Below are 15,612 nucleotides of genomic sequence, written 5' to 3' on the forward strand. Positions count from 1 at the left end.
AAATATTTTCGGATGATTAAACACTTCTTAAAAAAATTAATTTAACCTTAAGACAAAAAAAACAGGAGCATTCTAAATTTTGAATAGATTTGTCTCAGAAACTTAAATACTATATAAAAATGAAAAGAATTATTTTATTAGCTGCAATTACTGTTTTTGGTGTTGCAACTAGCAATGCACAAGCTAAAAAAGCAACTACTAAAAAAGCAGAAACTCCAGCTGCAGCAGCAACTCCAAAAGTTGATGGTGCCGGAATGGTTTTCGAAAATGAAACAATTGATTACGGAACAATCCCTCACAATGCTGATGGAAAAAGAGAATTCGTTTTCACAAACAACGGTAACAAACCTTTAACTATCGAAAGTACTCAAGGATCATGTGGTTGTACAGTACCTTCTAAACCAGAAGGCGCAATCGCTCCAGGAGCAAAAGGTGTTATTGGCGTAAAATATGCTACTGACAGAGTTGGTGCATTTACAAAAACGGTTACTGTAAAATCAAATGCTGTAGGACAGGAAACTAAAGTTCTTACTATCAAAGGTACTGTTTTACCAGACGCTCCTGCTGACGGTGCAGCTCCAACTAAGAGTTAATATCACTTAATTATAATTCAAGAAAGTCCCGGTTTTTCGGGACTTTTTTTTTGAATATCTTTGCCAAAAACGAAAAGAAATGCGCAAGCTTGAAAATAAGGAACTGGAAAGAAAATCAATTGAGGACTTCAAGGAAGCTGAAAAAACCCCGATAATAATTGTGCTCGATGACATCCGAAGCCTGCACAATATTGGTTCTGTATTCAGGACTTCCGATGCTTTTTTGATTGAGAAAATATATTTGTGTGGCATCACTGCGATTCCGCCCAATAAGGAAATCCATAAAACCGCGCTTGGCGCAACAGAAACGGTAAGCTGGGAATATCAGAAAGATGTTTTATCCGTAATCGAAAACCTTAAAAAAGAAAATGTTTCCGTTTTTGCCATCGAGCAAGTGGAAAATGCGGTCTTCCTTCAGGATTTTAAAGTGGCAAAAGATAAAAAATACGCGTTGGTTTTTGGCAACGAAGTTTTTGGTGTTTCTCAAAAAGCCATTGAAATCTGCGACGGAACTATTGAAATCCCACAATTGGGCACCAAACATTCCCTGAATATTTCAGTAAGCGCCGGTATAGTGGTTTGGGATTTATTTAAAAAAATGAAACACTAATTAGCGATTTTTTGCTGGATTTCATTCAGCACAAAAACATAATCTTCCTGATTGTTCTGAAAATCCCTATTGGTAACGTCAATGATTAATACATTCAAATTCTTCTGCGATTTGATATAATCCAAATAACCATTATTGATTTTTTCAAGGTATTCTGCCGGAATTTCCTGTTCGTAACTCCTTCCTCTTTCGCGAATGTTCTTCAAAAGCCTTTCCGTACTCTGGTACAAATAAATATACAAATCGGGTTTGGGCATTTCCTTATAGATAATGTCAAACATTGTTTTATACAAACGGAATTCATCTTCCGCGAGAGTGACTTTAGCAAAAATCAACGATTTGAAAATGTGGTAATCGGCAACGATAAAATCCTTAAACAAGTCAAACTGCGCCAAATCATCGGAAATCTGCTGATATCGGTCAGCCAAAAATGACATTTCCAACGGAAAGGCATAACGGCTTTGGTCTTCATAGAATTTTGGCAAAAACGGATTATCCGCGAAACGTTCCAAAACCGTTTTGGCATTGAAATCTTCGGCCAATTTATTGGTCAATGTGGTTTTACCTGCTCCAATATTTCCTTCAATGGCAATATAATTGAAATGATCCAGTTTTAATTTTGAAAGCGGGATTTCCAGATTCTGAATCACTTTACAATTGCTTTTATCTTCGGAAATAACCAGCAACTCATGCAAATATTTTTGCAGAATCGGATGGCGCCAATCCAGATTCAAATCTTTCATTGGCAACAAAACAAAAAGCCTGTTCTGCATTTCAGGATGTGGCACCTGAAGCTTTTCTGAAGCGATGATTTCCTCATCAAAAGCAATGACATCAATGTCGATAATCCTAGGCTGATAACCTTCCGCTTCAGAACGAACCCTTCCCAAAGCCTCTTCAAGCAAAAGCACCTCTTCAAGGATTTGATGTGCCGATTTATGAGTATGGATTACAAGTGCACAATTATAGAATTTTTCGCTTTCAAAACCCCAGGATGGCGTTTCATAAAGCTTGGAAACCCTTATGATTGTTCCAATTTCATTGTGCAGGTTTTCAATGCAACGCTCAATGTTTTCGAGACGATTGCCCTGATTGCTACCTAACGATAAAATGACCTGATGCTGCTTTTTCATGGAAGCACAAATTAACTAAAACTATTTTAGAATAATTGCAAAAAACAGCCGACTGTTAATAACATTTTCTCAACAATAAAAATCTTAAAAGTTCCCTAAATAATAACCATCTTCTCGTTAAAAGGAACTAAATTTGTTAAAATAAAGCGTAACTAAATCTACCATACCATGTTAAAGAAAATCCTAAAAATCGTTGGAATTATTGTATTGCTGTTGGTCATTTCAGCATTTGCAATTCCCTATTTCTTTAAGGATCAGATAAAAGCCCGGATTTTGACTGCAATCAATGAAAAAGTGGACGCTAAAGTGGCTTTCGCTGATGCCGATTTGAGTTTGTTCCGAAGTTTTCCGAATGCAAGCGTTTCCATTGAAAAATTATCCATTATCAACAAAGCACCTTTTGAGGGTGATACTCTGGTTGCCTTTGAGGAACTCGACCTGAAAATGTCCATTAAGGAATTATTCAATAATGAAAACGAACCGATGAACATTGACGGCATTACCTCTAAAAATGGTTTGATCAATATCATTATCGATAAGAATGGCGTTGGTAATTATGACATTGCGCTAAAGGATGACGAAAAAGGTGATGGCGGAAAAAGCAAACCGCTTTCATTAAAGATAAAGGAATATTCTGTTGAGAATTTCAAATTCAAATTCACTGATGAAAAGTCGAAACTCCGAATGGTTTTAGACAGCATCAACCACGAAGGAACCGGAGATTTTGCCCAATCAAAATTAGATTTGAATACCAAAACGACCACAACGGTTTCCTTGGATATGGACAAATCCAATTATATGAAAAATGTAAAGCTTTCGCTGGATGCGGTTCTTGGAATTGATTTGGATAACAGCAAATATACTTTCAAGCAAAATAAAGCAAAAATCAACGAGCTGCCTTTGGAGTTTGACGGTTTTATCCAAATTGTCGAAGCCGGACAGCAATATGATTTGAAATTCAAAACGCCAACTTCCTCATTCAAGAATTTTCTCGGATTGATTCCGGCGCAATATTCCAGCAACCTGAAAGACGTAAAAACCAGTGGTGATTTTACCGTTGCTGGTTTTGCCAAAGGCTTGTATTCGGAAACTTCGGTACCAAAATTCAATATCGAAATTGCGTCGAATAATGCGTCTTTCCAATATCCGAATTTGCCAAAATCGGTACAAAATATTGTCATCGACACCAAAATCATCAACGAAACCGGTGTGATGAATGACACTTATATAAATCTCGATAAATTGTCATTCAAAATTGACCAGGACGAATTCAATGCAAAGGCAAACATCAAAAATGTGGCTGAGAATGCATTGGTAAATGCAGCTTTAAAAGGAACCATCAATCTTGGGAATCTTACCAAAGCCTATCCTGTGAAATTGGACAAACCTTTAAGCGGAATCCTGAAAGCCGACGTTACTACAGAATTTGACATGCAATCGGTTGAGAAAAGTGATTACGCGCGAATCCGGAATGCGGGAACCATAGATTTGACTGGTTTTAATTATACGGATGAGAATGGGAAAACCATGAAAATCAGCAAAGTCTTAGTCTCATTCGACCCAAGCCGTGTCAACCTGAAACAATTCAATGCTACAACCGGAAATACGGATTTGGCCGTGAATGGCGTGCTCGAAAACTTCTACGGATTCGTATTCAAAAACCAGGAATTGAAAGGAAACTTTAACCTGGTTTCAAATCAGCTGGCAGTGAGCGACTTCATGACTTCGGAAACGGATGCCAAAAAGGAAAATGCCAAACCTGCGGAAGCGATGAAGATTCCGGCATTCTTAAACTGCACTTTAACTGCTAGAGCGAATACTGTTTTATACGATAATTTAGTTCTGAAAAATGTGTCCGGAAAAATCATCATCAAGGATCAAAAGGCTACTTTGGAAAATGGTAAAACTGATATTTTTGGTGGTTCGATTGCTTTCAATGGCGATGTTTCGACCAAAGAAAAAGTATCGAAATTCAATATGGATTTAGGTTTGAATGGTGTCGACATCCAACAGACTTTCACCCAATTGGACATGATGAAAAAAATCGCTCCAATTGCAGGAATCATTAACGGGAAACTAAATTCCAAAATAAAGGTTTCCGGAAACCTGAAAGACAAGGAAATGGCTCCTGATTTGAACAGCATCAATGGGGATTTATTGGGACAATTGCTTTCGACAACAGTCAACTCAAGCAATTCGGCCTTACTAAACCGTTTGGATGACAAACTGGGTTTCATCGATTTGAAAAAATTGAATTTAAATGATTTGAAGGCGGCACTAACCTTCAAAGACGGGAAAGTCAACATCAAACCTTTTGACATCAAATACCAGGACATCAAAGCAACCATTGGCGGAGCGCACGGCTTTGACCAAAACATGAATTATAATGTGAAGCTTGATGTCCCAGCGAAATATTTAGGAACAGAAATCAATAATTTAATTGCGAAATTAACTCCGGCTGAAGCCAAAAAATTTGAAACCATACCTATAAATGCAATACTTACGGGTAATTTTAAAAACCCGAATGTATCAACAGATATCAAACAGGCGACGACAACTTTGGTGACAAATTTGGTCAAACAACAAAAAGAAAAATTAATTACCGGTGGAAAAGATGCCCTAAACGGCATCATCCGAAATGCGACAAAACCAAAATCGGATACAACCAAAACGAGTACTAGTACCAATGTGAAAAATTCGGCTAAGGATTTGCTCAACGGCTTGTTCAACAAAAAGAAAAAAGAGGAACCGAAAAAAGCAGAACCTGCTCCGGCCACAACAAAATAGAATAAAAACCCTTTCCAATCGAAAGGGTTTTTTATTTGTCATTTCTTCAAAAAGAAGTTGGTAAAAATTTCCTTATTACATTCAGTCTTCTACCTTTGTATTTATCAAAATAAAGACCATGCATAAAGATAGTAAACGAAGAGAAGCACTTTTATACCACGCGAAACCCGTTCCCGGGAAAATTGCTGTGGTGCCAACCAAAAAATATGCAACGCAAAGGGATTTGTCATTAGCCTATTCTCCTGGCGTTGCCGAACCTTGTTTGGAAATTGCCAAAGACGTTAACAACGTTTATAAATATACTTCCAAAGGAAACCTGGTTGCGGTAATCAGTAACGGAACTGCAGTTTTAGGATTGGGAGACATTGGTCCCGAAGCCTCAAAACCGGTTATGGAAGGAAAGGCTTTGCTGTTTAAGATCTTTGCTGATATTGATGTTTTTGATATTGAAGTTGACACCAAAGATGTAGACGCTTTCATTGAAACGGTTAAGAATATTGCGCCGACTTTTGGCGGAATCAACCTTGAGGATATCAAAGCTCCTGAATCTTTTGAAATTGAAAGACGTTTGGTTGAAGAACTGAACATCCCGGTGATGCACGACGACCAACATGGAACTGCGATTATTTCTGCAGCAGCTTTATTGAATGCTGTTGAATTGGCCGGAAAGAAAATGAATGAAGTAAAGATGGTCATTTCAGGAGCTGGCTCTGCGGCCATTGCCTGTGCCAATTTATATGTTTCCTTTGGCGTAAAAGCAGAAAACATTTTGATGTTCAACAGCAAAGGTGCGCTTAGAAAAGACGACCCGAAAATTTCAGTAGAGCAAAAAAAATATGCTACTGATAAAAAAGTTTCTCCGTCCTTACAGCAAGCTATGGAAGGCATCGACGTTTTTGTCGGGTTGTCAACCGGAGACATTGTTACTCCAGACATGTTATTGGGCATGGCCAAAAAACCTATCGTTTTTGCAATGGCAAATCCAAATCCTGAAATAAACTATGACCTGGCAATCAAAACCAGGAAAGACATCATCATGGCAACTGGTCGTTCAGACCATCCTAACCAGGTGAATAATGTACTTGGTTTTCCTTATATTTTCCGTGGCGCACTTGACGTGAGGGCTACCAAGATTAATGAAGACATGAAAAAAGCAGCGGTTGTTGCTTTGGCAGAATTAGCAAAAGAGTCCGTTCCGGAGCAGGTGAACATTGCCTATGGCGAAACCAAACTGAACTTTGGCAAGGATTATATCATTCCGAAACCTTTTGACCCAAGACTGATTGCAAAAGTACCGCCAGCTGTGGCAAAAGCCGCAATGGCGTCAGGCGTTGCTTTGCAGCCGATTACCGATTGGGAAAAATATGAAGAGGAACTTTTAGAGCGTTTAGGCTCTGATAATAAAATGGTCCGTTTGCTTACCAACCGTGCGAAAACTGATCCGAAACGCGTGGTTTTTGCCGAAGCAGATCACTTGGACGTTTTGAAAGCTGCGCAGATTGCACACGAAGAAGGAATTGCACTTCCTATTTTATTAGGAAATAAGGAAGTGATTTTGGAACTTAAAGAGGAATTGGGATTTGATGCCGATGTTCCGATTTTTGATCCAAAAACAAAGGAAGAAGACAAACGAAGATTGCGCTATGCCGACAGCTATTGGAAATCAAGGCAGCGAAGAGGCATATCATTATTGGATGCCCAAAAATGGATGCGTGAGCGAAATTATTTTGCAGCAATGATGGTGAATGACGGTGATGCCGACGCTATGGTTTCGGGTTACTCCAGAAGTTATCCTTCTACGGTGAAACCCTTGATGCAGTTAATCGGGAAAGCTCCGGGAATTACATTGATTGCCACTGCAAATATGATGATGACCAATCGTGGGCCAATGTTCCTTTCCGATACGGCGATTAACCCGAATCCAACTGCAGATGAATTGGCAAAAATTGCTTTGATGACTGCCAAAACCGCAAGGATGTTCGGAATGGAACCGGTGATTGCAATGGTTTCGTTTTCCAATTTTGGTTCGTCTGCACATGAAAGCGCCAATAAAGTCCGTGAAGCAGTAGCTTATCTGCATAAATATTACCCGGATTTAATTGTAGATGGAGAAATCCAAACCGATTTTGCGCTGAATGCTGAAATGCTAAAAGCCAAATTCCCTTTCTCTAAATTGGCTGGAAAAAAAGTCAATACCCTGATTTTCCCTAACTTGGAATCGGCCAATATTACCTATAAACTCCTGAAAGAACTTTACAAAGTGGATTCTGTAGGACCAATCATGTTGGGAATGGAAAAAGCGGTCCATATTTTCCAATTGGGAGCCAGTGTGGAAGAAATGGTAAATATGGTTGCAGTTGCGGTTGTTGATGCCCAAGAAAAAGAGAAAAGAAAAAAGATGTCTGCCAAATAGTTTTTGTATTATTGTACAGATATTGCGCACAGATTCTTGCAGTTCAAGAATTTTGCTATATTTGGATTTAGATTTTAGTAAAAAATGATCGCACACATTCAAGGAAAATTAGTCGAAAAGTCGCCTACCGAAGTTGTTATAGACTGCAATGGCGTGGGTTACCACATTAATATTTCCCTGCATACCTTTTCATTACTCCCAAATACCGATTTTATAAAACTATTTACACACCTTCAAATCAAGGAAGATGCGCATTCATTATTTGGTTTTGTAGAAAAATCAGAAAGAGAACTGTTTAAATTATTACTTTCTGTTTCCGGCATTGGTGCAAGCATTGCAAGAACCATGTTGTCATCATTGGACCCAAAACAAATAATCCATTCCATCGCTAACGGAGATGTTGGAACGATTCAGTCCTTAAAGGGAATTGGTCCAAAAACTGCCCAACGCGTAATATTGGATTTGAGGGATAAAGTGTTAAAAATCTATGATTTGAGCGAAATTTCAATGCCACAACACAATATTTCGCGGGAAGAAGCGTTATCTGCTTTGGAGGTATTGGGTTATGTGAGGAAAAATGCAGAAAAAGTGGTGGATAAAATCATCAAGGAAAATCCAGAAGCCGGAGTTGAAACAATAATCAAACAAGCATTAAAAAATTTATAATTCTTGGAAACAATATACTATACCAAACCATATTCAAACCTTAAAAAACTGCTCTTAGTATTTATTTTACTACTAAGCGCTTCCGTTTTTTCCCAAGTAAATCCGGCTGTTGTCGACAGTACAGGTTATTCTACAGGAAGGATAGAAATACAAAATCCAAACAGCATCGTCAATGCCTATACTTATGACGCTGCCACTAATAGATACATTTACACCAACACGGTTGACGGTTTCAACATCAATTATCCTATTATCTTAACGCCTGAACAGTATGAAGAATTGGTACTTCGTGAGTCGATGCGTGAATATTACAAGAAAAAATCCAGCGCAGTGGATCATGGTACCGAACAGGACAAAAAGGATTTATTGCCCCGGTATTATGTCAATTCCAGTTTCTTCGAAACCATTTTTGGTTCCAATACGATAGATGTAAAACCCACAGGATCCGTCGAGATGGATTTAGGTGTCCGATACACCAAGCAAGACAATCCTTCATTTTCACCAAGAAACCGGTCACAGACTTCTTTTGATTTTGACCAAAGGATCAGCATGAGTTTGAACGGAAAAGTGGGAACCCGATTGAGTGTAAACGCAAATTACGATACCGAGTCAACCTTTGCCTTTCAAAATCTTATCAAACTCGAATACGCTCCGACAGAAGACGACATCATCCAAAAAATTGAGGTCGGAAACGTGAGCATGCCGCTGTCCAATTCGCTTATCCGTGGTGCGCAGAGTTTGTTTGGGGTCAAGGCCCAATTGCAATTTGGTAAAACTACCATAACCGGAGTATTCTCAGAGCAAAAATCACAGACGAAATCGGTTACGGCACAAGGTGGCGGAACCATTCAGGATTTCGAATTGTTTGGTTTGGATTACGACAATGACCGACACTTTTTCCTATCACAATACTTCAGGAACAAGTACGACCAGGCATTGCAGAATTATCCTTTCATCAACAGCCGTGTACAAATCACAAGGATTGAAGTTTGGGTAACCAATAAACAAAACCGTGTAAGCACCACCAATAACAACTTAAGGAACATCATCGCGCTTCAGGATTTGGGAGAATCTGAACTTACTGGTCTAACACGTCAGCAGGTAGTAGCTGTAGATGATGATCAGTATACTGGTGCAAATACCTTTTTTGTGGCACCAATAGATACTCCAACAGATAACGGAAACAACCGTTATGATCCCGAATTAATTACAGCCGGTGGCGGTTTATTAAATCAAAACATCAGGGACATTGTAACTGCGAGTGCTGGTTTTAATAACGTTGTAGCCGTTGACGAAGGAACCGATTATTCGAAATTGGAAAACGCGAGAAAGTTGGCTTCCAATGAATATACATTCCATCCGCAATTAGGATACATCTCTCTGCAACAGCGTTTGTCGAATGACGAGGTTTTGGCTGTTGCATACCAATATACAATTGGTGACCAGGTTTACCAGGTTGGGGAATTTGGTACCGATGGTGTTGATTCTACTGTAATTACCAATCCAGGAGCTACAGACCAAACCATATCAACACAGAGTTTGGTTGTGAAAATGCTGAAAAGCAGTTTAACAAACGTTCAAAAACCAATTTGGAATCTGATGATGAAAAACATTTATCAGATTCAGGGTGGCTATCAGTTACAACAGGAAGATTTCAGATTTAACATCTTATACACTGACCCTTCACCGTTAAATTACATAACGCCCGCAAACGGAGCACTTCCCCCTCCATTGCCTGCAGGTGTTGCAGAAACACCATTGTTAAAGGTATTTGATGTTGATAAACTGAATTACAATAATGACCCTCAGGCTGGTGGAGATGGTTTCTTCGATTTCATTCCGGGATTGACAGTTGATCAACAAAATGGGCGTATCATTTTTACATCTGTTGAGCCTTTTGGTAAACTCCTATTCGAAAAACTACGTTCAAGCCCTTCTGAAAATTATTATGGAAATCCAACTACCGTTGACTATAATGATAATCAGAAAAAGTACGTTTTCAGGAATATGTATACCGGAACCCAGGCTTCGGCTTTACAGGATGCTGAAAAAAATAAGTTCCAGTTAAAGGGGCGTTACAAATCTTCTGGTGGAGACGGAATTCCGATTGGTGCATATAACGTTCCAAGAGGTTCAGTCGTAGTTACCGCTGGCGGAAGGGTACTTCAGGAAGGAATTGATTATAGCGTAAACTATCAGGCTGGAAGAGTTCAGATTTTGGACCCATCATTACAGGCCTCAAATACGCCTATTCAGGTTTCTGTTGAGAACAACTCTACTTTTGGTCAGCAAACCAGAAGGTTTATGGGATTCAATATAGAGCACAAATTCTCGGATAAATTATTGCTTGGTGCTACTTTCATCAAAATGACTGAAAGACCGCTTACCAGCAAATCAAATTACGGGCAGGAATCGGTGAACAATACCATTTTTGGCTTCAATGCCAATTATTCGACAGAAGTCCCATTCCTTACGCGAATGGTGAATAAGCTGCCAAATATGGATACTGATGTTCCATCGAACTTCTCATTGCGCGGTGAAATAGCATTCTTAAAACCTGATGCTTCCAAAACGGATCAGTTTGAAGGGGAAGCAACAGTATATGTAGATGATTTTGAAGGTTCGCAAACTACCATTGACATGCGTTCTCCGCTTTCGTGGAGTTTGTCCTCGACACCTAAAAAACCTTTGGTATCGGATTATCCAGACTTTGGATCAGCTGCTACCACTTTAGATTATGGTTATAAAAGAGCTAAATTAAACTGGTACAGCATCGACCCTACAATTTACACTTCTACGCCTGGAGGCATTGGCCAGGATGGGGTTTCTATTAACAGCACCCGAAAAATCTTCAGCCGCGAGCTATTCCCAAACACACAAATACAGGTTGGGCAGTCTCAGATAATCAATACTTTTGACTTAACATACTATCCTCAGGAAAGAGGACCTTACAACTATAATCCTGCAGCCCTTCCAAGTGGATTTTCTGCTACGGATGCTCCGAATAACTTTGGTGGAATCATGCGTGCCATCAACTCTACCAACTTTGAGCAAAGTAATGTGGAGTACATTCAGTTTTGGGTGATGGATCCTTATTATGATGATGGAAATCAACCTGCTGAAGCAGATCATAACAATGACGGAAGCGTTTATTTCAACCTTGGTGAAATATCCGAAGACGTACTGAAGGATTCGCGAAAACAATACGAAAATGGTCTGCCTGCTAATCCGGCTACATCAAACACAACCAATCCAACGATTTGGGGACGTGTACCTTCTTCGCAATCACTTATCTATGCCTTTGACGTAGATGGTGCTAACAGAGCTGCGCAGGACGTTGGTTTTGATGGATTTAGTAGTGCCAGTGAAAAAACACTTGCCAATATCGGTGCGGGGTATCAGGCCTTGGATGATCCTGCGGGCGATGATTATCAGTATTTTTTAAATGCTGCCGGTTCTGCCTCTACGGTTTTTGACCTTTATAAAAATTACAACGGTACAGAAGGAAACTCACCTGTGAGTATTAATGATGCCAACAGAGGTTCTACGACCATTCCGGATGTTGAGGATATCAACAGGGATAATACGATGAATGAAGCAAATGCCTATTACGAATATAAAATTGTAATGGCACACCATTCTGACCCAAGAATGCAGGTGGGGCAAAACTTCATTACCGATATGGTTGAAACAGACATTCAGCCATCAGAAGTTCCAAACCAGCATGCAACAAAAGCAAGATGGTACCAGTTCAAAATTCCTGTAGCACAACCTACAAATGTAGTTGGTTCCATTTCAGATTTCCGTTCCATCCGTTTTATGAGAATGTTCATGACCGGATTCGACAAACCGATTACGCTTCGTTTTGGTACGCTTGATTTGGTTCGTGGAGAATGGAGACGTTATGAAAATTCATTCCAGCAGGGCGATTCCGATCCAACAGACGACAACACTAATTTTGATGTATTGGCTGTTAACATTGAGGAAAATGCACAACGTGAACCTATTCATTATGTATCACCTCCGGGAGTAATTCGTGAAGAAACAGCAGTAAACACAGGACAGGTTATAGCTCAAAATGAGCAATCACTTTCGTTAAGGGCTTCAGGACAAGGATTGGAAATAGGAGATTCAAGAGCCGTATTCAAAAATGTGGATGTTGATATGCGTCAGTATGGTAAATTAAAAATGTTTTTACATGCGGAGTCATTAACTGATGGGGCTCCATTACAAAACGACCAAATGAGTGCATTCATCCGTTTCGGGAATGACTTTACCAATAATTTCTATCAAATTGAGAAAAAGCTGAAAGTAACCGCACCTGGTGAAACTACAGCAGTAGCTATTTGGCCCGAAGAAAATGAAATCAATGTGGCAATGTCAAACCTGACTGCGATGAAGGTTAGAGCATTGAATATTGACGCAGCATTGCTGGATATTGACGGTGTTTACTATCCTGATGATGATCCTGCCCTTGCTCCTGATGGTGACGGTGAACCTACCCTTCGTTTGGGAATTAAAGGAACGCCAAACTTTGGATTGGTTAGGACGTTGATGGTGGGTATTAAGAATAGTACTGTTGCTCCGAATGCTGAACGCGTTCGTGGAGAAGTTTGGTTCAATGAATTGCGTCTTGCCGATATGGATAATAAAGGTGGTATGGCCGCTGTATTGAACATGGACACCAATCTTGCGGATTTTGCCACAATTTCGGCAACCGGAAGAATGAGCACAATTGGTTTCGGAGCTTTGGAACAAGGACCTCAGGAAAGAAGCCGTGAGGATGTAAAACAATATAACATTGTAACGAATCTAAGTTTAGGCAAATTATTGCCAAAAAAATGGGGAATCAATTTACCTTTCAATTATGCCGTTGGTGAAGAAATCATCACGCCGGAATACGACCCTTTCAACCAGGATATCAAATTGGAAGAAATGTTGGCCAATACAACTGACCCATTAGAAAGGTCCAATATTGAAAACCGTGCACTTGATTTCACCAAGAGAAAAAGCATCAACTTTATCGGAGTTAAAAAGGAAAGGTCTCAGGAACAAAAACCGCATGTTTACGATCCTGAAAATTTAACGCTTTCCTATTCGTACAACCAGGTTGAAAAGCACAATTACGAAATTGAAAATTATATGGACAAGCAGGTAAACGCTACTGTAGATTATACCTTTGCTTTCCAGAACAAACCAGTTGAGCCGTTTAAGAAAACCAAATTCCTAAAGAAAAGTTCTTATTGGAAACTACTAAGCGACTTTAACTTTAATTACCTGCCGGCGAGCATTTCGTTCAGCAGTAATATTATCAGGCAATACAACAAACAACAGTTCCGACAGGTTGATGTTGTTGGAATCGATTTGGATCCGTTGTACAGAAGAAATTATTTGTTCAACTATCAATACGGATTTAATTACAACCTGACAAAATCATTAAAAATCAACTTTACTGCTGCTTCACACAATATCGTCCGTAATTATATGGATGCCGAAAACAGGCCGGATAACAGCAATACCATTTGGACCGATTTCTGGAACATTGGTACGCCAGATCAGCATAATCAACAGATTGTCATAAATTATGAGCTGCCGATTAACAAGCTTCCATTCCTGGCATTTGTAAAATCGACCTATTCGTATACCGGAGATTACAATTGGCAAAAAGCACCATTAGGCTTTTCGCGTATTCCATCATCGGCAGACCCAACGGTTTTTTATGATTTAGGAAACACCATTCAGAATGCGGCTTCACATCGTTTGAATACGGTATTGACGATGGAGACTTTCTATAAATACATTGGATTGGGTAAAAAACCTGCAACTGCTGCGGCACCAAAACCTGCTGCTCCAAAACCAGGTGATAAAGTAACTCCTGTAAAAGCGCAGCCAGCCAAAACCACCAATGTATTCCTTGATGGTTTAAAAGGTGTTCTGACCAGTGTGAAAAACATCCAGATTAATTATACCCGCAACGAAGGAACGATGCTTCCGGGATATTTGCCAAGCTTAGGATTCTTTGGTACTGCTAAACCAACTTTGGGCTTTGTCTTTGGTTCGCAGGATGATGTACGTTATGAGGCTGCGAAAAATGGCTGGTTGACCACATCGCCTGATTTTAATCAAAACTATACGCATGTAATTACCAAAACATTGGATGTTACGGCCAACATGGATTTATTCCCTGATTTCAAAATTGATTTGAATGCCAACAGGACTTATGCCGACAACTTCTCGGAGCAATTTACAACAACCGAAACTCCCGATGCAAATGGGGATTACTACCATTCAGAATCACCGTATAATTTTGGGAACTTCTCGATTTCTACCATTATGCTGAAAACATCGTTTAAGGCAAGTGACGAAAATGGTTCCTCTGCTTTCAACGATTTTAGGGAAAACAGGATTATCATTGCCAACAGGCTTGCCGAACAATATTACGGAACAACAACTTTCCCAAGATATGGTATCGAAGTACCGCTTCCGGCTCCGGGCAGCCCTGACTATAATTTCATAGCAGCCAACCAAGGATACCCTGTAGGATTTGGTAAAAACAACCAGGCCGTATTGATTCCTTCTTTCCTGGCAGCTTACACCGGATTGTATACAACAGGCTATGGAGATGCCGCCAAAGGAATATCTTTTGACGCATTCCGAAATATCCCTATTCCAAACTGGACAATCAAGTACAACGGATTGATGCGCTACGGTTTCTTTAAGGAACGTTTCAAACGTTTCTCTATCCAGCATTCCTATAGAGCGTCGTATACAATTAACTCGTTCCGTTCGAATCTTGATTACAATCCAAATTCTGCAACGCAGGATAATGGAGGAATTGGTAACTTCTATAACAAAACCATCATTGGAAACATCAACTTAGTAGAGCAATTCAACCCGCTGATCCGTGTTGACTTTGAGATGAAAAATGCATTCAAGATCTTAGCCGAAATCAAAAAAGACCGAAGCTTATCGATGAGTTTTGACAACAACTTATTGACCGAAGTGCAAGGAAAGGAATTCATCGTAGGTCTGGGTTACCGTTTCAAAGATGTAATTTTCTCATCGCAATTGGCGGACAATCCAACGGGGATTATCAAGAGTGATATCAATTTGAAAATTGACTTCTCCTACAGGAACAACAAAACCATTGTGCGTTATTTAGATTACGATAACAACCAATTGGGTGGTGGGCAGAATATCTGGTCGGCAAAATTAACAGCAGATTATTCATTCAGTAAAAACCTGACTGCGATTTTCTTCTATGACCATTCATTCTCAAAACCAGTTATTTCCACTTCGTTCCCGTTAACGAATATCAGGGCCGGATTTACGATGCGATATAATTTTGGAAACTAAGCCAAATTTTCAATAAAAATTTACATATCAAATCTTATCTTTACAGTCTAAAAA

Annotated in this window: 7 protein-coding genes; 6 read left to right on the top strand and 1 reads right to left on the bottom strand. The window is 39.5% G+C overall.

Annotated features, from left to right (window positions below; all coding sequences use genetic code 11):
* The first annotated feature begins 119 nt into the window (after window positions 1-119).
* Window positions 120-593, top strand: coding sequence for a DUF1573 domain-containing protein (locus tag L1S31_RS02115; RefSeq protein ID WP_236461423.1), 474 nt, complete (start codon window positions 120-122; stop codon window positions 591-593).
* Window positions 594-672: 79 nt separating this feature from the next.
* Window positions 673-1,203, top strand: a complete 531-nt coding sequence (locus L1S31_RS02120; protein WP_236461427.1) for an RNA methyltransferase — start codon at window positions 673-675, stop codon at window positions 1,201-1,203.
* Here the strand turns inward: L1S31_RS02120 and folK are convergent.
* On the bottom strand, window positions 1,200-2,336 hold the full coding sequence (gene folK, locus L1S31_RS02125; RefSeq protein ID WP_236461429.1) for a 2-amino-4-hydroxy-6-hydroxymethyldihydropteridine diphosphokinase: 1,137 nt from the start codon (window positions 2,334-2,336) through the stop codon (window positions 1,200-1,202). The two genes, L1S31_RS02120 and folK, sit on opposite strands and share 4 nt — an antisense overlap.
* Before the next feature lie 168 nt (window positions 2,337-2,504).
* Here folK and L1S31_RS02130 point away from each other — a divergent pair, with 168 nt between their 5' ends.
* The 4 genes from L1S31_RS02130 (at window position 2,505) to sov (ending at window position 15,558) form a co-directional block, all read left to right on the top strand.
* Window positions 2,505-5,123 (top strand): AsmA-like C-terminal region-containing protein, encoded by a 2,619-nt coding sequence (locus L1S31_RS02130; protein WP_236461434.1) that lies wholly within the window; start codon window positions 2,505-2,507, stop codon window positions 5,121-5,123.
* 118 nt (window positions 5,124-5,241) lie between these two features.
* Complete coding sequence (locus L1S31_RS02135) at window positions 5,242-7,536, top strand: NADP-dependent malic enzyme (RefSeq protein WP_236461436.1); 2,295 nt, start codon at window positions 5,242-5,244, stop codon at window positions 7,534-7,536.
* 84 nt (window positions 7,537-7,620) lie between these two features.
* On the top strand, window positions 7,621-8,202 hold the full coding sequence (gene ruvA / locus L1S31_RS02140; RefSeq protein ID WP_236461439.1) for a Holliday junction branch migration protein RuvA: 582 nt from the start codon (window positions 7,621-7,623) through the stop codon (window positions 8,200-8,202).
* 3 nt (window positions 8,203-8,205) lie between these two features.
* Window positions 8,206-15,558, top strand: coding sequence for a T9SS outer membrane translocon Sov/SprA (sov, locus tag L1S31_RS02145; RefSeq protein WP_236461442.1), 7,353 nt, complete (start codon window positions 8,206-8,208; stop codon window positions 15,556-15,558).
* The last annotated feature ends 54 nt before the right edge of the window (window positions 15,559-15,612 follow it).

The sequence above is a fragment of the Flavobacterium wongokense genome, assembly GCF_021608265.1.
Classification (GTDB): domain Bacteria; phylum Bacteroidota; class Bacteroidia; order Flavobacteriales; family Flavobacteriaceae; genus Flavobacterium; species Flavobacterium wongokense.